The following is a 21,324-nucleotide window of genomic DNA, read 5'->3' as shown; positions in this document are numbered from 1 at the left end:
TGTAGCCGCTGCCGAGCCTGCGAGGCTGCGATAAGGTCCGAAGGACCTTCGAGGCCGCCAGGAACACGTCCCGTTCCGGGCCGTCCGCAAAATCAGGCAACGCTGATGCGCCAGATGCCGAACGGTTGCTGCCAGGGTTCGATCCGCATGAACTGGGTCTTGCCGTACCAGGTCCAGCGATGGCCGTTCATCAGGTCCTCGCCCTGGGTCTGCGCATCATCGGGCAGGCCCAGTTCCCACAGCGGCAATTCGAAATGCGCCTCCTGGGCGTTGAACGGGTCGAGGCTGACCGCCACCAGGATGAAGTTGCTGAGGTCGGCGGTGCGCTTGCCGAAATACAGGATGTTGTCGTTCCAGGCGTTGTAGACCTGCAAGCCCAGGTGCGTCTGCAGCGCCGGGTTCTGTCGGCGGATACGGTTGAGCTGGGCGATCTCGGCAATGATGTTGCCGGGGGCGCTGAAGTCCCGGGGGCGGATCTCGTATTTCTCCGAGTCTAGGTATTCCTCGCGCCCCGGAACCGGCGCCGCCTCGCACAGCTCGAACCCCGAATACATGCCCCACAGGCCCGAGCCCATGGTGGCCAGCGCGGCGCGGATGAGAAACCCCGGGCGCCCCGAGTCATGGAGAAAGAACGGGTTGATGTCCGGCGTGTTGACGAAGAAGTTCGGCCGGTAGCATTCGCGCCACGGCGACTGATTGAGTTCGGTGAAGTAAGTCGCCAGTTCGCTCTTGGTGTTGCGCCAGGTGAAATAGGTGTAGCTCTGGGAATAACCGACCTTGCCCAGGCGCGCCATCATCGCCGGCGTGGTGAAGGCCTCGGCGAGAAAGATCACCTCCGGGAACCGCGCCCGCACATCGGCAATCAGCCACTGCCAGAACGGCAGCGGCTTGGTATGGGGGTTGTCCACGCGAAAGATCTTCACCCCCTCCTCGACCCAGCCGACCACGATGTCGCGCAACTCCAGCCACAGGCTGGGGATGGCCTCGATGGCATAGAAGTCGACATTGACGATGTCCTGGTATTTCTTCGGTGGGTTCTCGGCGTATTTGATGCTGCCGTCCGGACGCCAGTTGAACCAGCCCGGATGCTGCTTGAGCCAGGGATGGTCCTGGGAACACTGGATGGCGAAATCCAGGGCGACCTCCAGGCCGTGCTCGGCGGCGGCCGCCACCAGGCGGCGGAAGTCCTCGCGGCTGCCGAGTTGCGGATGGATCGCCTCGTGGCCGCCCTCTTCGCTGCCGATCGCATAGGGGCTGCCCGGCTCGTCGGGGCCGGCGGTCAGCGAGTTGTTGCGGCCCTTGCGAAAGCTGCGGCCGATGGGATGGATCGGCGGGAAGTACAGCACGTCGAAACCCATGTCATGGATCATCGCCAGGCGCGAGTGCACATCATTGAAAGTGCCGTGACGGGCCGGATCGTCGGTGATCGAGCGGGGAAACAGCTCGTACCAGCTGGCGAACTGCGCGCGTTCGCGCTCCACGTCCAGCGGGTATTCCGGGCTCAGGCTCAGGTAGGGACGGTGGTCGGACTCGGCCATCAGCCGTGCACTGCGTTCGTGCAGGAACAGCGCCACCTGCTCGGCTTCGAGCAGCGTCGCCAGCTCATGGTGCAGCGCCAGCAACTGCTCGCGCAGCGGCCCTTCGCTGCGCTCGGCGGCGTGCAGCACATGGCTGCGGCCCTCCTGCAATTCGAGGCTGACCGCGATGCCGGCCTGGTGTTTCTTCTGCAGGTCGTAGCAGAAGCTGGCGAACTGATCGATCCAGGCCTCGATGCAATACAGGTAGCGGCCCTGGCTGGGCACTGTGAACTGGCCTTCCCAGCTATTGTTGCCGAGGTCTTCCATGGTTTCGCTGTGCCAGTGGCTGTCGGCTTCGGCGCACCAGCGGATGCGCACGGCCAGTTTGTCGTGGCCGTCGGCGAACACCTTGCTGCTGACCCGCACCACCTGCCCCGCCACCGCCTTGACCGCGAACTGGCCACCGTCGATCAGCGGACGAGTGTTCTCGATGACGATACGCGGCAGCAGCAAGGCCTGCGACAGGGGCAGGTTCGGGTTGTATTGCAGTTCAGTCGGTCTTTTTTCGGCAGTCATCGAGCATCACTCCTTACGCCCCATGGACGCTCTGTTGCTGGTCTATTCCGGCGCGGGCCCTCTCTTGGGAGCGGCCCCCAGGGTCGGCGGCGACCCGCGCGGATCAGCGAAGCACTTAGGTTCCGAGACACCAGGGCCGGGAAAGTTCACCCGGATTTGCCTCCCTTCGCGCCGGGAATCAAATCACCGGGGCGAGGGTCCACCTTGGGAGACTGTGCAAAACCAAGCACAAAGGAGGCCATGCCGATGAGTATCCCGATCCCGGCGGAAACGCCCGACCCGAACATCGACCACCCGACGTTGCCGCCAACCGAGCCGCAACCGGTGCCCGAGGAAGATCCACCCGAAACTACCCCACCACCCAAGGAGGAGCCGCCGATCGATCCGGCACCGGTCATCGCTTGCGGTCACAGCATTACGCCCAAACCATGACAAGCGTAGACAATCGGTTGCCCGTCGCTGCCGTCGCCAACCGGCAGCGGGCATCCCTTCGTTGCTGGCGGCGAGTGTGCCCGCGACGCTTCAGGGCGTTTATCCGGGCGGTTCATCGTCGCCTTCCAGCTTGCGCACTATCCAGGGCATCACGCTGAAGACCGCCAGCGCCAGCAGGGTGCTGAACACCGCCGTGGCTTCGCGGCCGACGCCCGCCGAGACGCCGATCGCCGCGGTCATCCACAGCCCGGCCGCGGTGGTCAGGCCCTTGACGTGCCCTTCCTCGTCCTGCTTACCCTTGAGAATGGTGCCCGCGCCGAGAAAACCGATACCGGCGATCACCCCCTGCACCACCCGGCTCATGGCATCGGCCTGGGCGCCGGACATCTGCGGCACCAGCACGAACAGCGCCGCCCCCAGCGCCACCAGCATGTGGGTGCGCACCCCGGCGGCCTTGCCCTTGTGCTCGCGTTCAAAACCGAGAATGCCGCCCAGCAGCGCGGCGATCAGCAGGCGTACGGTGATCTGGGTGAGTTGCCGGGCATCGCCGATATCAGCGAACTCCGCTTGCAGGGTGACCCAGACTTCATGCCACCAGGCGTTCATGTGCAGGTCCTTTCCGTTCGGGTTCTCAGGTTTGGCTGGCGGGCGGACAACGAGGCAGCCCTCCTTAATCAAAGGACAGCGACGCCGGGCAAAAGGTGCGATCCGCCAGCGGGTGACCATTGATCGGTCGGGCAGAACCCCGGACGGCAGCCGGGCCCTAAAAACCGTACCCACCGCGCAACAGGATTCGACCATGAGCCTGCGCATCGAAAACCGGATCTGCCATTTCGACACCGAAGACCTTCACGCCCGCCTGCCAGCCAGCGCCGTGACTGTGATCACCGACGCGGCCAGGTCGATGTCGGCGGTCGACCTCGAAGGCCGGCGTATCTACATCACCGAAGCAGAAGCCGACGCATTGACCGTAGCAGGCGCCACCGACGGCCGGCGTCATCTGCGCGCCAGCAACAGTGATTCGGTGATTTGACTGATCTGCATCACGGCGCCCGGCGCAGGCCTGTGCCAGACGCCGACGGCGCCCGATAGCGGGCGCCTGGCCGGGTATGGCAAGTTGTCGCAGGGCGGCGCCTGACGGGCATCTGATCTGCTTTTTATTGCGATACCTGAGTCTGTTATGCAAACAGATCGCTGGGCATAGTTCGTCTGCCTGATGGAGGCTGATGAGCGAACGACCATGAGCGAAAGAATCCCCGTCCGATTAGTAGAAACATTCGAGCCTGCGCGCCCAAAGACGAAGGCCAAATCCAGCGACAACCTGATCCACACCCGCAGTTTCACCGGCCTGTTCCGTACCCTGCGCATGAGCGGCGCGGGCTTCCTGTTCCTGCTGTTCTTCGGCACCGTGTGGCTGAACTGGGGCGGCCGCCAGGCGGTGCTCTGGGACCTGGCGGAAAGCAAGTTCCACATCTTCGGCGCCACCTTCTGGCCGCAGGATTTCATCCTGCTCTCGGCGTTGCTGATCATCTGCGCCTTCGGCCTGTTCGCCATCACCGTGTTCGCCGGCCGCGTCTGGTGCGGCTACACCTGCCCGCAGAGCTCCTGGACCTGGCTGTTCATGTGGTGCGAGAAGATCACCGAGGGTGAACGCAACCAGCGCATCAAGCTCGCGGCCGCGCCCTGGAACCTGAACAAGCTGATCCGCCGTTCGGCCAAGCACAGCCTGTGGCTGGCCATCAGCCTGCTCACCGGCCTGACCTTCGTCGGTTACTTCACGCCGATCCGGCCGCTGGCCGAGGAGCTGCTGACCCTGCAGATCGGCGGGGTCAGCCTGTTCTGGGTGCTGTTCTTCACCGGCGCCACCTACCTCAACGCCGGCTGGCTGCGCGAGGCGGTGTGCATGCACATGTGCCCGTATGCGCGGTTCCAGAGTGTGATGTTCGACAAGGACACCCTGACCATCTCCTACGACCCGGCCCGTGGCGAAATTCGCGGCCCGCGCAAGCGTGGCGTGAAACCCGCCAATATCGGCCTCGGCGACTGCATCGATTGCCAGCTGTGCGTGCAGGTCTGCCCGACCGGCATCGACATCCGCGACGGCCTGCAGATGGAATGCATCGGCTGCGCCGCCTGCATCGACGCCTGCGATTCGATCATGGACAAGATGGGCTATGCCCGGGGCCTGATCAGCTACACCTCGGAGCACCAGTTGCAAGGAGGCAAGACCCACCTGCTGCGCCCACGCCTGATCGGCTACAGCGCGGTGCTGCTGGTGATGATCGGCGCCCTGGCCCTGGCGCTGGTGGAGCGACCGATGGTGTCGCTGGACGTCAGCAAGGACCGCGGCCTGTTCCGCGAAAACAGCCTGGGCCAGATCGAGAACATCTACAGCCTGAAGATCATCAACAAGACCCAGCAACGCCAGGATTACCGCCTGCAACTGGAGGACGGCGACGGCTTCCAGCTGCAAGGCAAGACCGAAGTCAGCCTGGCCGCGGGCGAGATCGTCGACCTGCCGGTGTCGGTGGCGATGATCGCCGACCAGCCGCAGAGCAGTTCCCAGGAACTCAGCTTCAAGGTGGTCGACGCCGACCAGCCAGAGATCTACAGCGTGGCCAAGAGCCGGTTTGTTGCGCCCTTGAACCGTTGATCCCTTAGACTGGGCGCCGCCTCGCCTCCCCTGTAGGAGCGAGGCTTGCCCGCGATTTGGGCGACGCGCTCCAGCAGCTGGAACACGCTGCTGGTTTGCGGCCCATCGCAGGCAAGCCTCGCGCCTGCACAGGGGGCGCCAGCACAGGCCCCATTACCGCCTATCCCGAGCCGCCCCATGAAACGCTACGAAAAATTCGCCGACGACATCGCAGAACTGATCCGCTCCGGGGTGCTCGGCCCCGGCCAGCGCGTACCTTCGGTACGTTATGCCAGCCAGACCTATGGGGTCAGTCCGTCCACGGTGTTCCAGGCCTATTACCTGCTGGAACGGCGCGGCCTGATCCGCGCCCGGCCGCGCTCCGGCTACTTCGTCAACACCCATGCGCCGAGCCCGTTCTCGGAGCCGGTGATCAGCAGCCAGGTCAACGAGTCCACCGAAGTCGATGTCAGCGAACTGGTGTTCTCGGTGCTGGACTCGATCAAGGACCCGACCACCGTGCCGTTCGGCTCGGCCTTTCCCAGCCCGACCCTGTTCCCGCTGCAGCGCCTGTCGCGCTCCCTGGCCAGCGCCAGCCGCGAGATGGACCCGCGCGTGGTGGTCACCGACATGTCGCCGGGCAACCCGCAGCTGCGCCGGCAGATTGCCCTGCGCTACATGGTCGGCGGGCTGATGCTGCCCATGGAAGAACTGCTGATCACCAACGGCGCCCTGGAAGCCCTGAACCTGTGCCTGCAGGCAGTGACCGAACCCGGCGACCTGGTGGCCATCGAGGCCCCGGCCTTCTACGCCAGCCTGCAAGTGCTGGAGCGCCTGAAACTCAAGGCCGTGGAAATCCCCGTACACCCGCGGGACGGCATCGACCTGGGAGTGCTGGCGCAGACCCTGGAGCGGCACCCGATCAAGGCCTGCTGGTGCATGACCAGCTTCCAGAACCCCATGGGCGCGACCATGCCCGAGGCGAAGAAGCAAGAACTGGTGGCGTTGCTGCGCAGCCATCAGGTGCCGCTGATCGAGGACGACGTCTACGCCGAGCTGTATTACGGCCAGCAGGCACCGAAACCGGCCAAGGCCTTCGACACCGAGGGCCTGGTGATGCATTGCGGCTCGTTCGCCAAGAGCCTGGCCCCGGGTTACCGCATCGGCTGGGTCGCCGCCGGGCGTTACGCGCAGAAGATCGAACGGCTGAAACTGATGACCTCGCTGTGCGCCTCGATGCCGGCCCAGGCGGCCATCGCCGACTACCTGCAACACGGCGGCTACGACCGCCACCTGCGCAAACTGCGCTATGCCCTGGAAGAACAGCAAAGCGCCATGCTCGCCGCCATCGCCCGCTACTTCCCGGCGCAGACCCGGGTCAGCCAGCCGGCCGGCGGCTACTTCCTGTGGCTGGAGCTGCCGGCGCAGATGGATTCGTTGAAGCTGTTCCAGATGGCCCTGGCCCAGGGCATCAGCATCGCCCCGGGACCGATCTTCTCGCCGACCCAGCGCTTTCGAAACTGCATCCGCCTCAACTACGGCAGCCCGTGGAACGAAGCGGCGGAACAGGCCATGGAAACCCTGGGCAGGATCGTGCGGTCGTTCTAATCCGAGGCCTTGCTGCCGCACCACAATTGCTGCAGCATCCGCGCTCCAATTTTCCAGGGAAGGAACGCGGCATGGTCGAAGACCTGTATTACGACGATTATCCAGAGGCCAAGGCCGAGCTGACCAAGGCCATCCAGCGCGGGCGCCTGCCACTGCTGGCCCAGGAGCTCAACGCCTATGACTGTGTACAGGCGATCTTCGAGCTGGACGCGGTGAACAATCCCAAGGACGAGGAGGATGCCTTCTTCGACCTGGCCCTGGCCCTGATCGGCTGGGTCCCCGGCCCCGGCCAGGAGTTGAAGGTCATCCTGCGCCTGATCAACCGCGCGCCCCAGCGTCATGCCGAAAGCCTGTTCGACCTGATCCGCCATACCCTGCTGGCCTGTCGCCTGAAGACCAGCCCCGAGCAGTTGCTGGAAAAATGCCTGGACCCGCGGCACCTGAGCGAGGAAATGCCCGAGATCGTCAGTGCCGTGCGCGCCTCCTCCACCTTCAATGGCCTGACACCCCAGCAACAGCGGCTGGTGATCCACAACCTCGATGAAGCCCGGGAACACAGCGAATTTCTCATGGAGTCGGTGCGCAACCGCATCGCGCCCTGGGTCGCCGTGCAGCGCAACAACTCGGCCGCCGCCCACAGTCGCGGCCCGGCCCTGCTGGCCAAGCCGCAGTCTTCCCTCGAGCCGGGCAAGACAGCCGTCCGCGACGCATTGCCGGCCGAATCCCGCGACGCCGCCCGCACCACCCAGGCGATCAACCAAGGCCTCGAACCGCTCACCGGCGAAGGCCACTGGCTGGAGCTGAACCTGCATTACCCCAACCTGGAACCGGTGTCCGGCGCCGCCTACCGGGTCGTCTTCAGTGACGGCTCGCAAGCCGAAGGCAGCCTGGACGAAGAAGGTTTCGCCCGTCTGGAAGGCATTCCTCCCGGCCCGGCCCAGGTGTACTACGGCGAAGACCCGCGGCCCTACCAGCGCCTGCCGATCCGCGCCCTGCCAGCCGATCTGCGGCAGCTGGAAGAAGAGTTGGAAGCCCTTGAGCTGGAACCGAGCGAGGTGGACCTGCCGACCCTGCTACTGGAAGCCTCCCAGCGCAAGGCGCCCTTCACCCTGATTCCCGTTTACTGAGCCCAGGCCCCGACATGAACCGCAGACAAGTGTTTCTCAGCCACCAGCAGTACCAGCAGCAGCGCGAAAGCCTGGAGGGCGTCGAAGCCCACTGGCGGAGCCACTCAATGATGGCCGACAGCCCGCTTCAGGAAGCCTCCCTCAAGGCCTGGGAAGTCCAGCAGGCACGGCTGCACCGCCTGATCCTGGGCTACACCGGCGGCGAGCCCCTGGAGCAACTGGCCCAGGCCCTGGACGGGGTGATCGAGGCCTACGAAGACTATCAGCGCAAACTGGCGCTGCATGAGGAGATGCCGGACATCGCGCCCCTGGCCATCGATGACTACCCGCACGACTTCGAGGAGTACGTGCAAGTCATCGGCCTGTGCATCCTGCTGCAACGCGGCGACCTGCTGCCACGCCTGGCGTTGCTGCAAGACCGCGCCGGCTATAAAGGTGACGACACCCTGGTCGAAGACCTGCTCAAGGCCTACCTGCCCGACCGCGAGGACGTGGACCAGTGGAACCACGAGGTCTACACGCCCCTGGTCAAGGCCATCTATGTCAATGACCCGGACGAGGCCCGCGAGTTGCTGGTGGAGTATTGCAACCAGTGGTACCTGGCGTTCGAGCACGCCTCCTGGCACGACAGCCACCTGGACGACGAGGACGGCGGTTACTTTGGTTATTGGGCGTTCGAAGCGGCGGCCATCGCCTACCTGTACGGTCTCGACGACAGCGCCGTGCGGCACATGGTCTTCCCTCGAGACATGCTCGAGTACGCCCGCCGCTTCAGCCCGCCGCCGATTCCAGGCCGGTAGGCGCCTGCAAGACCGCCTCTAGCGCCCGGTCAGCGGCCGCCGCCCAGGTCGATAAAGGTCCCAGTGGAATACGAGGCCTTGTCCGACAGCAGCCAGATGATCGCCTCCGCCACTTCGTCCGGGCGGCCGCCGCGGCCCATGGGGATGGCGGATTCCAGCTTGCTGACGCGGTCGGCGTCGCCGCTCAGGGCATGGAAGTCGGTGTAGATGTAGCCCGGGCGCACGCCGTTGACGCGGATGCCTTCGCCGGCGACTTCCTTGGACAGGCCGATGGTGAAGGTGTCCAGCGCCCCCTTGGAGGCGGCGTAGTCGATGTACTCGCCGGGCGCGCCCAGGCGGGCGGCGACCGAGGACACATTGACGATGCTGCCGCCCTGCCCGCCATGCCTTGGCGACATGCGCAGCACCGCGTGCTTGGCGCAGAGGATCGGCCCGAGCACGTTGGTCTTGATGATCTTGAGAATGCGGAATTCGGACATTTCGTCGAGCCGCGACTTCTGCCCGACGGTCCCGGCGTTGTTCACCAGCGCGGTGACCCGCCCCAGTTCGGCGTCGACCCGCTGGTAGAGGGCGATCACTTCGTCCTCGATGCTGACATCGGCCCGCACGGCAATCGCCTGGGCGCCCAGGCCGCGCACCTGCTCCAGCACCTGGAAGGCCGCCTGTTCGTCGGCCTGGTAGTTGATGCAGATGCGATAGCCCTGTTGCGCGGCCAGCAGCGCGGTGGCCGCGCCAATACCGCGACCGCCACCGGTGATGAGGATGACTTTGTCCATGCTGCCAACTCCCTCGCTGATCTTTGAACGCCAGCAATTAAACACCCTGCGGCGAGCGTTGCAAACCTTCTCGGGGCTGTCATCCGCCCCCTGGCTGATCGCCGGTCGGCGTGTCTATCCAGGCAGATCGCGGGCTTGGGGTTTGCGCTCGCTGCGTCGCAATGCCGCCCAGACCGGACGCAGCCTCGCAGGCTCGGCAGCGGCTACGGGAGTCGGCTAAAACGCGATCGATGTAGCCGCTGCCGAAGGCTGCGAACCTGCGAAGCAGGCAGGCGTTCGACGCGCTCAGAGCGCCAGCTGTTCGGCCTGATGGATGTTCTGCATGAAGCGTGCGGCCGGCAGCGGATGGCCGAGGAAATAACCTTGCAGCGAATCGCAGCCCAACTGGGTCAGGAAGGTCTGCTGCACATCGGTTTCCACGCCCTCGGCGACAATCCGCAAGCCCAGGGCCCGGCCCAGGGCGACGATGGCCGAGACGATCGCCGCGTCGTCGCTGTCGTGCTCCAGGTCGCGGACGAAGCCGCGGTCGATCTTCAACTCGTTGGCCGGCAGGCGCTTGAGGTACATCAGGCTCGAATAACCGGTACCGAAGTCGTCGATGGACAGGTCCACGCCCATCTCCGCCAGTTGCTTGAGCACAGTCATGCTGGCATCGGCATCGCTCATGGCGGTGGTCTCGGTGATCTCCAGGGTCAGGCTGTTGGCCGGCAAGCGATGCAGGCTCAGCGCCTTGGCCACGCTGTCGACCAGCCCGGCATGGCAGAACTGCAACGCCGAGATATTCACCGCGATCCGCCAGCCTTCATAACCTTCGCTGTACCACTCGCGCATCTGCCGGCAGGCCTCGTTGAGCACCCACTCGCCGATGGAGATGATCAGCCCGGTCTTTTCCGCAAGATCGATGAACTTGTCCGGCAGCAGCAGCCCCAGTTGCGGGTGCTCCCAGCGCAACAAGGCTTCGGCGCCCACCGGCAAGCCGTTGGCGGCATCGAACTTGGGCTGGTAATAGAGCCTGAACTCGCCGTGCTCGACGGCATGGCGCAGGTCCTGCAGCAGTTGCAGTTGCCGGCGCGCGTCGCTGTTCATCGAGGCGTCGAAGAAGCTGTAGCCGTTCTTGCCGGTGCCCTTGGCGTGATACATCGCCGCATCGGCGTTCATCAGCAGTTCCTGGGGCGTCAGGCCGTTGCCCGGGTACACCGCGATGCCGACGCTGGCGGAGATCTGCAACTCGTGTTCGGCGACCCGGAACGCCTGGCCGATCAGGCCCACCTGGCGCGCGGCCAGGCGCAAGGCATCGTCCGCCTCGTTCAGTTGCACCAGCAGCACGAACTCGTCGCCGCCGATCCGCGCCAGGGTGTCCTGGCTGCGCAGGTCTTCGCGCAGGCGCACCGCTACCTCGCGCAGCAACTGGTCGCCCATGTGATGGCCGAAGGCATCGTTGACCGGCTTGAAGCCGTCCAGGTCGATGAACATTAGCGCGAAACAGCCGCCCTGCTCCGTCACCCGCTGCATCGCCTGGTCGATACGGTCGGCCAGCAGCGTGCGGTTCGGCAGGCCGGTCAGGGTGTCGTGCAGCGCCAGTTGGGTCAGCTCGCGGTTGGCCACGGTCAGCGACTCGGCGAGCACCGCGGTGCGCGCCTCCAGGCGCGCGTCGAGTACCGAGGTCAGCAAGGCAATGACCAGTACCGCCAGGGTGGTGATCAGCACCAGGTTGTCCAGGCCCTTGCCGCTCAGGCCGTCCACCGCCGCGCCACAGAAACTGCCGTCGGCGAAGCGCGCCGCGGCCATGCCGGTGTAGTGCATGCCGACAATGGCGATGCCCATCACCACCGCGGCCCCACAACGGGCCAGGCGTACATAAGGGGTATTACGGCGCAGGTGAAAGGCGATCCACAGCGCCGCGGCCGAGGCGCCGACGGCAATCAGCAGCGAGGCGCCGAACAGGCTGGGGTCGTAGTCGATGCCCGGCTGCATGCGCATCGCCGCCATGCCGGTGTAATGCATGGCGCTGATCCCGGCGCCCATGATCAGCGCGCCGAAGGCCAGCTGCCAGAGCGGCAGGCTCTGCTGGCTCACCAGCCACAGGGCGAAACCGCAGGACAGCACGGAAATCAGCAGCGACAACGCGGTGATGCCAGTGTCGTAGCCCAGGTCGATGGGCAGGCTGAAGGCGAGCATGCCGATAAAGTGCATCGACCACACCCCAATGCCCATGGCCAGGGCGCCGCCGGCCATCCACAGCAACGCCGCCCGACCACGCGTGGTGGCGATGCGACCGGTCAGGTCGAGCGCGGTGTAAGAGGCGAGAATCGCCACAAACAGGGAAATCAGAACCAGGGCGGGAGAGTAGGTACCGGTGAGCATGAACGTCTCGTGGCGTTAGCCGGAAGCGTCCATGCCCGGCGGTAAAAAGGCGCAATTGTACTGCTTGCGTATAGAAACACATTCACAAAGTAAGCAAAAAGCCATCAGTCGGACGAAAGTAGCCGGTTGATAAAACAAACCGGTTACAGCGACTCGACCGCTGGCAACGGTGACACAACGCCAGGGACGCCGCTATCGATGTAGCCGCTGGCGCAGCCTGCGATCGAGCGCGTAGCGCTCGCAAAGCGGACCACGTGCGAGGCCAGATGATGCGCGGATTCAGGGTTTGCGGTCGCTACGTCGGAGTGCCGCCCAAACCGTTCGCAGCCTCGCAGGCTCGGCAGCGGCTACAGGCTGTCCGTAGCCTGCGAAAAACAGGCGAATCGCGGATTCAGCCTGTTACTCCTTGCTGGCCTGCAGCTGGCCGTCCCAGCCGCCGCCGAGGGCGGCGATCAGTTGCACGCTGGTGACCAGCCGGCTTTGCAGCAGGCTCAGCACGCTGCGTTCGTTGCTCAACGCCGTGGCCTGCACCACCACCACGTCCAGGTAGGCGATCACCCCGGCCTTGTACTGGTTCTCGGTCAGGCGCAACGACTCGCGCGCCGAATCCAGGGCCTGCTGGCGCACCGCGGCCTCGTCTTCCAGGACCTTGAGCTGCACCAGGTAGTTCTCCACCTCGCGAAAGCCGTCGAGCACGGTCTGGCGGTACTTGGCCACGGTCTGGTCGTAGGCCGCCTCGGTGCGGTCGACTTCCGCCGAACGCTGGCCGCCGTCGAACAGGGTCATGGCCAGTTTCGGCCCCACCGACCAGAAGCGGTTCGGCAGGCTGATCCAGTCGGCGTAGGTACTGCTGCTGTAGCCGCCGGCCAGGCTCAGGGTCAGGTCCGGGTAATAGGCGGCCTTGGCCACGCCGATATTGGCGTTGGCGGCGATCACCGAACGCTCGGCCGAGGCGATGTCCGGGCGCCGTTCCAGCAGCTGCGACGGCAGGCTCAGCGGCACCTGGGGCAAGGCCGGGATGTCTTGGGTCTCGGCCAGACTGAACTCGGCCGGTGGCAGGCCGATCAGCACCGCGATGGCGTTTTCCAGCTGGGCGCGCTGCCAGATCAGGTCGATCAGGTCGGCCTGGGTGGTTTTCAGCTGGGTTTGCGCCTGGGCCACCGCGTCCTTGCCGGACACTCCGGCGCGGTACTGGTTCTCGGTCATGGTCAGCGAGCGCTGGTAGGCCGCCACCGTGGCTTCGAGCAGGCGCTTCTGCTGGTCCATGACCCGCAGTTGCAGGTAGTTCTGCACCAGCTCCGACTGCTGGCTCAGGCGCATCGCCGCGAGGTCGGCGAAGCTGGCTTCGGCGCTGGCTTCGTTGGCTTCCAGGCCGCGGCGCAGCTTGCCCCAGACATCGGCCTCCCAGCTCACCCCAAGCTGGGTGTTGTAAGTATCGCGAATGCCGCTGGAGGAGCTGCTCAGGGCCGAACTGCTGCTGCCGGTGCCCTGGCTGGCGCGGGTTTTGCCGGCACTCAGGTCCACCGTGGGGAACAGCGAGCCACGGGCGCTGCGCGCCAGGGCCTGGGCCTGGCGGTACTGGGCCTCGGACTGCGCCACGCTCTGGTTGGCGCTGTTGAGCTTGTCGATCAGGCCGTTGAGCTGGCGGTCGCCGTACAGCTCCCACCAGGCGCCGCGGGCCAGGGAGTCGCTGGGGCTGGCCTGGCGCCAGCCCGCCGCTTCCTTGTATTGCGCGGGCTCGGCAACTTGCGGGCGCTGATAGTCCGGGCCAATGGCGCAGGCGCTGAGCAGCGCCAGGCTCAAGCTCAGGCTCAACAGCCGCGAACCGCGGGCCAGGGCCAGGCGCTGAGGAAGGTTGCGTGGCGAACAGTCAGTCATAGCGGCGTTTCCAGAGCGGCATCGGTACGGACCCCACGCCAGTGGTTGAACTTATGGCGCAGGCGATCGAGATAGAGGTAGACCACCGGGGTGGTGTAGAGGGTCAGGACCTGGCTGAAGACCAGGCCGCCGATAATGGTCAGGCCCAGGGGCTGGCGCATTTCCGCGCCTTCGGCGCTGCCGAGCAGCAACGGCAAGGCGCCGAGGATCGCCGCCAGGGTGGTCATCAGGATCGGCCGCAGGCGCAGCAGGCAGGCGCTGCGGATCGACTCCAGCGGGCCCAGGCCTTGGTGACGCTCCAGCTGCAACGCCAGGTCGATCATCAGGATGGCGTTTTTCTTCACCACGCCGATCAGCAGGAACAAGCCCAGCAGCGAGATCAGGCTGAACTCGCCGCCCAGCACGTAGATCGACAGCAAGGCGCCGACCCCGGCCGACGGCAGCGTGGAGAGAATGGTCAGCGGGTGAATGTAGCTTTCATAGAGCACGCCCAGCACCAGGTACACCGCCAGCAGCGCGCCGAGGATCATGAACGGCTGGCTCTTCTGGGTCGCGGCGAAGGCATCGGCGGTGCCGGCCATCTTGACGATCACGTCTTCGGGCATGCCGACCTTGGCGATCGCCCGTTCGATGGCCGCCGTGCCCTGCTCCACCGTCACCCCTTCGGCCATGTCGAAGGAAATGCTTTCCGAGGCGAACTGGCCTTCGTGGCTGACCCGGTCGTCTTCCAGGCTGTTTTCATAGTGGGCGATGGTCGACAGCGGCACCCGCGCGCCATCGGCGGTGATCACCTGCACCTGGTTGAGGGTGACCGGGTCCTGGGCGTATTTCGGGTTGACCTCCATCACCACCTGATACTGGTTGAGGCTGTCGTAGATGGTGGAAATCTGCCGCTGGCTGTAGGCGTTGTTGAGCACCGCGGTGACCATGTTCATGTCGATCCCCAGGCGCTTGGCCTGGTCGCGGTCGACCACCAGGGTCACCTGCTGGGCGCCCCGCCCTTCGCGGGCGTCGATCGCGGTGAGCTCCGGTAGGGCACGCAGCGCGGTGACCACTTTCGGGTACCACTCGCGCAACGCCCCCAGGTCGCCGCTCTGGATGATGTAGGAATACTGCGAGGTGGTCTGCTCGCGGCCGCCGCCGAACTGCAGGTCCTGGTCGGCCATCAGCATCAACTGGGCGCCGGGCACCTTGGGCATTTCCTTGCGCAGGCGCTCGATGACCTTCTGCGCGGAAATGTTGCGTTCCTTGATCGGCTTGAGGCGCACCAGCATGAAGGCGTTGTTGGTACCGTTATTGCCACCGATGAAACCGGCCACGCTCTCCACCGCCGGGTCCTTGAGCACTTCGCGGCGGAAGATCTCCATCTTCGGCTGCATCACGGTGAACGACAGGCCATCGTCGCCACGCACAAAACCGATCAGCTGGCCGGTGTCCTGCTGCGGCATGAAGGTCTTGGGTACCACCACGTACAGCGCGATGTTGACGCCGATGGTCACGAACAGGCTGAGCAGGGTCAGGCGCTTGTGGCGCAGTACCCAGTCCAGGCTGCTCGCGTATCTGGCCACCATCCAGTCGTTGGCGTGCTGGCTCCAGCGCTGCAGGCCGTTCTCCCGGCCCGGCACATGGGGCTTGAGCCAGCGGGCGCAGAGCATCGGGGTCAGGGTCAGGGACACCACCAGGGACACAACTATGGCCGCCGCCAGGGTGATGGAAAATTCGCGGAACAGGCTTTGAATGATCCCGCCCATGAACAGGATCGACAGGAACACCGCCACCAGCGAGACGTTCATCGACAACAGGGTGAAGCCGACTTCCTTGGCTCCCAGGTAGGCCGCCTTGATCGGCGCGATGCCTTCGTCGATGTGCCGGGAAATGTTCTCCAGCACCACGATGGCGTCGTCCACCACCAGCCCGGTGGCGAGAATCAGCGCCATCAGCGACAGGTTGTTCAGGGAAAAACCGTACAGGTACATCACCGCGAAGGTGCCCACCAGCGACACCGGCACCGCCAGGGTCGGGATCAGCGAGGCGCGCAGATTGCCGAGGAACAGGTAGACCACCAGTATCACCAGGGCCACGGCGATCAGCAGGGTCATCTCGGCCTCATGCAGGGTGGCCTTGATCACCGGCGAACGATCCATCGCCAGGTTGAGCTTGACGCTGGCCGGCAGCACCGCTTGCAACGCCGGCAGTTGCGCCTTGATCTCGTTGACCGTCTCGATGATGTTGGCCCCGGCCTGGCGGTTGATCACCAGCAGCACCGCCGCGTCATCGTTGAAGAAGCCGCTGTTGTAGCGGTCCTCGACGCCGTCGCTGACCTTGGCCACGTCTTTCAGGCGCAGGGCCGCGCCGTCCTTGTAGTGGATGATCAGCGGCTCGTAGTCCTTGGCCTTCTCCAGCTGGTCGTTGGCCTGTACCTGCCACATCTGCTCGCTGTTCTCCACCGAGCCCTTGGGCCGGCGCACATTGGCCTCGGCGATGGTCTTGCGCACATCGTCGAGGGCCACGCCGTACTGGTTGAGCAACTGCGGTTCCAGCTCGATGCGTACCGCCGGCAGCGAACTGCCGCCGATCTGCACCTCGCCGACCCCGGACACCTGGGACAGGCTCTGGGACAGGATGGTCGAGGCCAGGTCGTAAAGCTGGCCCTTTTCCAGCACATCGGAGGTCAGCGACAGCACCATGATCGGCGCCTGGGACGGGTTGACCTTCTTGTAGGTGGGCATGCTGCGCATGCCGCTGGGCAGCAGGTTGCGCGAGGCATTGATCGCCGCCTGCACTTCCCGCGCCGCGCCGTTGATGTCGCGGTCCAGGTCGAATTGCAGGATGACCCGGGTCGAACCCTGGCTGGAACGGCTGCTCATGGTGTTGACCCCGGCGATCGCGCCGAAGGAACGCTCCAGGGGCGTGGCCACGGTGGACGCCATCACCTCGGGGCTGGCCCCCGGCAGGCTGGCCTGGACCACGATCACCGGGAAGTCCATCTGCGGCAGCGGCGACACCGGCAGCAGGCCAAAGCTGACACCGCCCAGGAGCATGATCGCCAGACTCAGCAACATGGTGGCCACTGGCCGGCGGATAAAGGGTCCGGACAGGTTCATGGCTGCTCTACCGGCTCCGCGGGCTCAGGCACCGAACGCCAGCGCCGGCCCAGGCGGTCGAAGTACAGGTAGATCACCGGTGTGGTGAACAGGGTCAGGATCTGGCTCAGCAACAGGCCGCCGACCATCACCAGGCCCAGGGGCTGGCGCAGTTCGGCGCCGGAACCGGTGGCCAGCATCAGCGGCACGGCGCCGAACAGCGCGGCCAGGGTGGTCATCAGGATCGGCCGGAAACGCAGGAGCGCCGCCTGGTAGATCGCCTGCTCCGGGGCCATGCCCTGGTTGCGTTCGGCGTCGAGGGCGAAGTCGATCATCATGATCGCGTTCTTCTTGACGATGCCGATCAGCAGGATGATGCCGATGATCGCGATCATGCCCAGGTCGTTGCCGCTGAGGATCAGCGCCAGCAAGGCGCCCACCGCCGCCGACGGCAGCGTGGAGAGGATGGTGATCGGGTGGATGTAGCTCTCGTAGAGCACCCCGAGCACGATGTACATGGTCACCACCGCCGCCAGGATCAGCAGCAAGGTGCTCGACAGCGAGGCCTGGAACGCCTGGGCCGCGCCCTGGAACTGGGTCTGCACGCCCACCGGCATGCCGATGTCCTGCTGTACCTGCTCGATGACGTTCACCGCCTCGCCCAGGGCCACGCCGGGCGCCAGGTTGAACGACATCATCACCGCCGGGAACTGGCCGATATGGGCGATGGCCAGTTGCGCCTGGCGCTCCTCGACCCGGGCCAGGCTCGACAGCCGCACCTGGCCGCCGTCGGTGGTCTTCACATGGATCTGTTCCAGCGCCTGCGGGCCGATGGTTTCCCCGGCCTGGGCCTGCAACACCACGCGGTACTGGCTGGCCTGGGTGTAGATGGTGGAAATCTGCCGCTGGCCGAAGGCGTCGTACAGCGCGTCGGTGATGTTCGACACCGAGACGCCGATGCGCGACGCGGCGTCGCGGTCGATCACCAGGTACACCTGCAAGCCCTTGTCCTGCAGGTCGCTGGCGACGTCGGTCAGCTCCGGCCTGTGGGTCAGGGCATCCACCAGGCGCCCGCTCCACAGGGCCAGCAGGTCGGCATCCGGCGACGACATGCTGAACTGGTACTGGGTGCGGCTGACCCGGTCCTCGATGGTCAGGTCCTGCACCGGCTGCATGAACAGACGGATGCCCACCAACTGGTCGACCTGGGGCTGGATGCGCGCGATCACCTCGGCGGCGCTGAGGTCGCGTTCGCGGTGCGGCTTGAGGTTGATCAGCAGCCGGCCGCTGTTGAGGGTGGCGTTGTCGCCGTCGACCCCGATATAGGACGACAGGCTTTGCACCGCCGGGTCGGCCAGGATGATTTTCGCCAGGTCCTGCTGACGCTGGCTCATGGCGGCGAAGGACACCGACTGCGGCGCTTCGGAAATGCCCTGGATCACCCCGGTGTCCTGCACCGGGAAGAAACCCTTGGGCACCACCATATACAGGAACACGGTCAGCGCCAGGGTGCCGACGGCCACCAGCAGGGTCAGCGGCTGGTGCTTGAGCACCCACTGCAAGCGACGCCCGTAGCTGGCGATCAGCCAATCGATCCAGGCGCCGCTGGCCCGGTAGAACCGGCCCTGCTCTTCCTCCTTGGGTTCACGATTGAGCAGGCGCGCGCACATCATCGGCGTCAGGGTCAGGGACACCACCAGGGAAATCAGGATCGCCACCGCCAGGGTGATGGCGAATTCGCGGAACAGCCGCCCGACCACGTCGGCCATGAACAGCAGCGGGATCAATACGGCGATCAGCGACAGGGTCAGCGACACCAGGGTGAAGCCGATCTGCTTGGCGCCCTTGAGCGCGGCCTGCATCGGGCTGTCGCCCTCCTCGATGAAGCGCGAGATGTTCTCCAGCATCACGATCGCATCGTCGACCACAAAGCCGGTGGCGATGGTCAGGGCCATCAGGGTCAGGTTGTTGACCGAGAAGCCCGCCAGGTACATCACGCCGAAGGTGCCGATCAGCGACAACGGCACGGCGATCGACGGGATCACCGTGGCGCTGGCCCGGCGCAGGAACAGGAAGGTCACCATCACCACCAGGGCGATGGCGATCAGCAGTTCGTGTTGCACGTCGGTGACCGAGGCGCGGATGGTCTGGGTGCGGTCGGTGAGCACGGTGACGTCAAGGCCGGCCGGCAGGTTGTCGGTGATGCTCGGCAGCAGCGCCTTGATCCGGTCCACCACCTCGATCACGTTGGCCCCGGGCTGGCGCTGGATATTCAGCAGCACCGCCTGGTTTTCATTGGCCCAGGCCGCCAGGCGTTCGTTCTCGGCGCCGCCGGCGATCTGCGCGACGTCCTTCAGGCGCAGCGGCGCGCCATTCTTGTAGGCCAGGATCAGCTCGGCGTAGTCCTTGGGCGAGGTCAGCTGGTCATTGGCGTCGAGCATCGACACCCGGGTCGGGCCGTCGAAGTTGCCCTTGGGCTGGTTGACGTTGGAGGCGCCGATCAGGGTGCGCACGTCCGACAGGTTGAGGCCGTTGGCCGCCAGGGCCTCGGGGTTGACCTTGATCCGCACCGCCTGGCGCTGGCCGCCGGCGATGCTGACCATGCCGACGCCGCTGATCTGCGCGATCTTCTGCGCCATGCGGGTGTCGACCAGGTCGTTGAGCTTGGGCAGCAGCATGGTCTTGGAGGTGATGGCCAGGGTCAGCACCGGGGTGTCCGCCGGGTTGACCTTGTTGTACACCGGCGGCGCCGGCAGATCGCTGGGCAGCAGGTTGGTCGCGGCGTTGATCGCCGCCTGCACCTGCTGCTCGGCGACATCCATATTGATGTCGAGGTTGAAGCGCAGGGTCAGCACCGAGGCGCCGCCGGAGCTGGTGGAGGCCATCTGGGTCAGGCCGGGCATCTGCCCGAACTGGCGCTCCAGGGGCGCGGTGACCGCGCTGGTCATCACGTCGGGGCTGGCGCCGGGGTACAGGGTCATCACCCGGATGGTCGGGTAATCGACCTGGGGCAACGCCGAGACCGGCAACAGGCGATAGGCGATCAGGCCGGCCAGGACAATGGCCAGCATGCTCAGGGTGGTGGCTACCGGGCGGAGGATGAACAGCCGCGAGATATTCATGCGCCGACCTTGCCCGCCGGCGTCTCGGTGGCCGGCGTGGTCGCCGAGCTGGCCGGCTGGCCCTGCAGGTGCTGGGTCGGGGTGGCCGGCACTTCTTCGGGGGTGTTGACCACTTCCACCTCACTGCCGTCCTTGAGGCGGTCGGTGCCTTCCAGCACCACGCGGTCGCCGGCTTCCAGGCCGGCCTTGATCACGGTGGAATCGCCATTGCTGTCGCCGACCTGCAGTTGGCGGATCTTGACCTTGTTGGCGCCGTCCAGGGCATAGACGAAGGTGCCGTTGGTGCCGAACTGGATCGCCGCCGACGGCGCCAGCACTACGTTTTTCAGGGTGTCGGCAAGCACGCGCACGTTGACGAACTGGTTGGGGAACAGCGCCTGGTCGCGGTTCTCGTAGCGCGCCTTGAACTTCAGGGTGCCGGTGGTGGTGTCGATCTGGTTGTCGAGGCTTTGCAGCACGCCGCTGGCCTGCAGCGCCTGGTCGCCGCGGTCCCAGGCTTCCACCGGCAGCCTGGCGCCGCTGCGATAACGCTCCAGCACCCTGCTCAGGTTGTTCTCCGGCAGGGTGAAGGCCACGCTGATCGGCTGGGTCTGGGTGATGATCGCCAGCGCGGTGGTGTCGTTGGCCGCCACCAGGTTGCCGACGTCCAGCTGGCGCAGGCCGACGCGGCCGGTGATCGGCGCGCGGATCTTGGTGAATTCGAGGTTGAGCTTGGCGTCGTTGACCGCCGCCTGGTTGGTCTTGACCGTACCCTGGTACTGGCCGACCAGCGCCGCGGCGGTGTCCAGGGTCTGCTTGGCGATACTGTCCTGGGCATACAGGCCGCGATAACGCTCGTAGTCGACCTGGGCGTTCTTCAGTTGCGCCTGGTTCTGCAACAGCGTGCCTTCGGCCTGGAGCAAGGCGTTCTGGTAAGGCCGCGGGTCGATTTCCGCCAGCAGGTCGCCGGCCTTGACCATCTGCCCTTCCTCGAAGGCCACCTTGACCAGCTCACCGGCCACCCGGCTGCGCACATTGATGGTGTTCAGCGCGGTGACGGTGCCCAGTGCCTTGTAATACAGCGCGAAGTCCCCGCGCGTGGCCGGCGCCACCCGCACCGGGATCGGCCCGCTCGCGCCGCCAAACCCCGGCCGCATGGACCCGCTGCGACCGGTGTGTCCGGCCGTGGCCTTTTGCCCGGTGGCATCCTTTGGGGTGGTCGAGGCCGGCCAGAACTTCCAGCACAGGCCGACGATGGCCAACAGGACAAGCAGGCCGAGCAGCCAGCGACGGGAGTTGCGGGAAACGGAGGATTGCATGGAGTGATCAACCATTGGGCGCGAGGGGATCTTTTTCAGAAGGCTGAAAGATAAGCACTGGCCGGTGTTTAGCAAAGCGCCTTTACCGGCAATTTACCTTGGGCTTACGTT

At 65.5% G+C, this 21,324-nt stretch carries 14 protein-coding genes; 6 read left to right on the top strand and 8 right to left on the bottom strand.

Translation table 11 applies throughout. The features are described from left to right. Nucleotides 1–92: 92 nt before the first annotated feature. Nucleotides 93–2,093 (bottom strand): alpha-1,4-glucan--maltose-1-phosphate maltosyltransferase, encoded by a 2,001-nt coding sequence (locus tag C4K27_RS14745; protein ID WP_053261016.1) that lies wholly within the window; start codon nt 2,091–2,093, stop codon nt 93–95. 246 nt (nt 2,094–2,339) lie between these two features. On the opposite strand from C4K27_RS14745, the gene C4K27_RS14740 reads away from it, so the two are divergent. After that, on the top strand, nt 2,340–2,525 hold the full coding sequence (locus tag C4K27_RS14740) for a hypothetical protein (protein ID WP_007930980.1): 186 nt from the start codon (nt 2,340–2,342) through the stop codon (nt 2,523–2,525). Between the two features lie 99 nt (nt 2,526–2,624). Here C4K27_RS14740 and C4K27_RS14735 read toward each other — a convergent pair whose 3' ends face one another. Further along, nucleotides 2,625–3,131, bottom strand: a complete 507-nt coding sequence (locus C4K27_RS14735) for an MgtC/SapB family protein (protein ID WP_007930978.1) — start codon at nt 3,129–3,131, stop codon at nt 2,625–2,627. Nucleotides 3,132–3,324: 193 nt separating this feature from the next. On the opposite strand from C4K27_RS14735, the gene C4K27_RS14730 reads away from it, so the two are divergent. The 5 genes from C4K27_RS14730 (at nt 3,325) to C4K27_RS14710 (ending at nt 8,692) form a co-directional block, all read left to right on the top strand. Then, a complete protein-coding gene (locus tag C4K27_RS14730) occupies nt 3,325–3,558 on the top strand; it encodes a DUF3203 family protein (protein WP_053261015.1) in 234 nt (77 codons plus the stop codon). Nucleotides 3,559–3,765: 207 nt separating this feature from the next. Further along, nucleotides 3,766–5,178 (top strand): cytochrome c oxidase accessory protein CcoG, encoded by a 1,413-nt coding sequence (gene ccoG / locus C4K27_RS14725; RefSeq protein WP_053261014.1) that lies wholly within the window; start codon nt 3,766–3,768, stop codon nt 5,176–5,178. A 177-nt stretch (nt 5,179–5,355) separates the two neighbouring features. Then, on the top strand, nt 5,356–6,765 hold the full coding sequence (gene mapR / locus C4K27_RS14720; protein ID WP_007930974.1) for a GntR family transcriptional regulator MpaR: 1,410 nt from the start codon (nt 5,356–5,358) through the stop codon (nt 6,763–6,765). A 71-nt stretch (nt 6,766–6,836) separates the two neighbouring features. Then, complete coding sequence (locus C4K27_RS14715) at nt 6,837–7,892, top strand: hypothetical protein (RefSeq protein ID WP_053261013.1); 1,056 nt, start codon at nt 6,837–6,839, stop codon at nt 7,890–7,892. Nucleotides 7,893–7,906: 14 nt separating this feature from the next. Beyond that, nucleotides 7,907–8,692, top strand: coding sequence for a PoNe immunity protein domain-containing protein (locus tag C4K27_RS14710; RefSeq protein ID WP_053261012.1), 786 nt, complete (start codon nt 7,907–7,909; stop codon nt 8,690–8,692). Nucleotides 8,693–8,721: 29 nt separating this feature from the next. Here C4K27_RS14710 and C4K27_RS14705 read toward each other — a convergent pair whose 3' ends face one another. The 6 genes from C4K27_RS14705 to C4K27_RS14680 all read right to left on the bottom strand — a co-directional run bounded on the left by C4K27_RS14705 (nt 8,722) and on the right by C4K27_RS14680 (nt 21,228). Further along, nucleotides 8,722–9,468 carry an SDR family oxidoreductase gene (locus C4K27_RS14705; protein ID WP_053261011.1) on the bottom strand — a complete coding sequence of 249 codons (747 nt, stop codon included), beginning with the start codon at nt 9,466–9,468 and terminating at the stop codon, nt 8,722–8,724. Nucleotides 9,469–9,753: 285 nt separating this feature from the next. After that, entirely contained in the window at nt 9,754–11,832 is a 2,079-nt protein-coding gene (locus tag C4K27_RS14700) for a putative bifunctional diguanylate cyclase/phosphodiesterase (RefSeq protein ID WP_053261010.1), read from the bottom strand. Between the two features lie 399 nt (nt 11,833–12,231). Further along, nucleotides 12,232–13,710 (bottom strand): efflux transporter outer membrane subunit, encoded by a 1,479-nt coding sequence (locus tag C4K27_RS14695; RefSeq protein ID WP_053261009.1) that lies wholly within the window; start codon nt 13,708–13,710, stop codon nt 12,232–12,234. Next, nucleotides 13,707–16,814 (bottom strand): efflux RND transporter permease subunit, encoded by a 3,108-nt coding sequence (locus tag C4K27_RS14690; protein WP_053261008.1) that lies wholly within the window; start codon nt 16,812–16,814, stop codon nt 13,707–13,709. Before C4K27_RS14690 ends, C4K27_RS14695 begins: the two co-directional genes overlap by 4 nt. After that, nucleotides 16,811–19,915, bottom strand: coding sequence for an MdtB/MuxB family multidrug efflux RND transporter permease subunit (locus tag C4K27_RS14685; RefSeq protein ID WP_053261007.1), 3,105 nt, complete (start codon nt 19,913–19,915; stop codon nt 16,811–16,813). The genes C4K27_RS14690 and C4K27_RS14685 overlap by 4 nt, the downstream gene beginning before the upstream one ends. Then, nucleotides 19,912–21,228, bottom strand: coding sequence for an MdtA/MuxA family multidrug efflux RND transporter periplasmic adaptor subunit (locus C4K27_RS14680; protein WP_053261006.1), 1,317 nt, complete (start codon nt 21,226–21,228; stop codon nt 19,912–19,914). Before C4K27_RS14680 ends, C4K27_RS14685 begins: the two co-directional genes overlap by 4 nt. Nucleotides 21,229–21,324: the final 96 nt, after the last annotated feature.

It is taken from the genome of Pseudomonas chlororaphis subsp. chlororaphis, from assembly GCF_003945765.1.
Taxonomy (GTDB): Bacteria; Pseudomonadota; Gammaproteobacteria; order Pseudomonadales; family Pseudomonadaceae; genus Aquipseudomonas; species Aquipseudomonas chlororaphis.
The sequence above is the reverse complement of the archived record's forward strand: the minus strand, read 5'-3'. Positions and strand labels throughout refer to the sequence as shown.

Excerpts from the sequence above, each read along its gene's own strand:
- C4K27_RS14695 (WP_053261009.1), bottom strand. The coding sequence starts at position 13,710 with ATGACTGACTGTTCGCCACGCAACCTTCCTCAGCGCCTGGCCCTGGCC.
- C4K27_RS14740 (WP_007930980.1), top strand. The coding sequence starts at position 2,340 with ATGAGTATCCCGATCCCGGCGGAAACGCCCGACCCGAACATCGACCAC.
- ccoG (WP_053261014.1), top strand. The coding sequence starts at position 3,766 with ATGAGCGAAAGAATCCCCGTCCGATTAGTAGAAACATTCGAGCCTGCG.
- C4K27_RS14705 (WP_053261011.1), bottom strand. The coding sequence starts at position 9,468 with ATGGACAAAGTCATCCTCATCACCGGTGGCGGTCGCGGTATTGGCGCG.
- mapR (WP_007930974.1), top strand. The coding sequence starts at position 5,356 with ATGAAACGCTACGAAAAATTCGCCGACGACATCGCAGAACTGATCCGC.
- C4K27_RS14690 (WP_053261008.1), bottom strand. The coding sequence starts at position 16,814 with ATGAACCTGTCCGGACCCTTTATCCGCCGGCCAGTGGCCACCATGTTG.
- C4K27_RS14715 (WP_053261013.1), top strand. The coding sequence starts at position 6,837 with ATGGTCGAAGACCTGTATTACGACGATTATCCAGAGGCCAAGGCCGAG.
- C4K27_RS14730 (WP_053261015.1), top strand. The coding sequence starts at position 3,325 with ATGAGCCTGCGCATCGAAAACCGGATCTGCCATTTCGACACCGAAGAC.
- C4K27_RS14680 (WP_053261006.1), bottom strand. The coding sequence starts at position 21,228 with ATGGTTGATCACTCCATGCAATCCTCCGTTTCCCGCAACTCCCGTCGC.
- C4K27_RS14735 (WP_007930978.1), bottom strand. The coding sequence starts at position 3,131 with ATGAACGCCTGGTGGCATGAAGTCTGGGTCACCCTGCAAGCGGAGTTC.
- C4K27_RS14745 (WP_053261016.1), bottom strand. The coding sequence starts at position 2,093 with ATGACTGCCGAAAAAAGACCGACTGAACTGCAATACAACCCGAACCTG.
- C4K27_RS14710 (WP_053261012.1), top strand. The coding sequence starts at position 7,907 with ATGAACCGCAGACAAGTGTTTCTCAGCCACCAGCAGTACCAGCAGCAG.
- C4K27_RS14700 (WP_053261010.1), bottom strand. The coding sequence starts at position 11,832 with ATGCTCACCGGTACCTACTCTCCCGCCCTGGTTCTGATTTCCCTGTTT.
- C4K27_RS14685 (WP_053261007.1), bottom strand. The coding sequence starts at position 19,915 with ATGAATATCTCGCGGCTGTTCATCCTCCGCCCGGTAGCCACCACCCTG.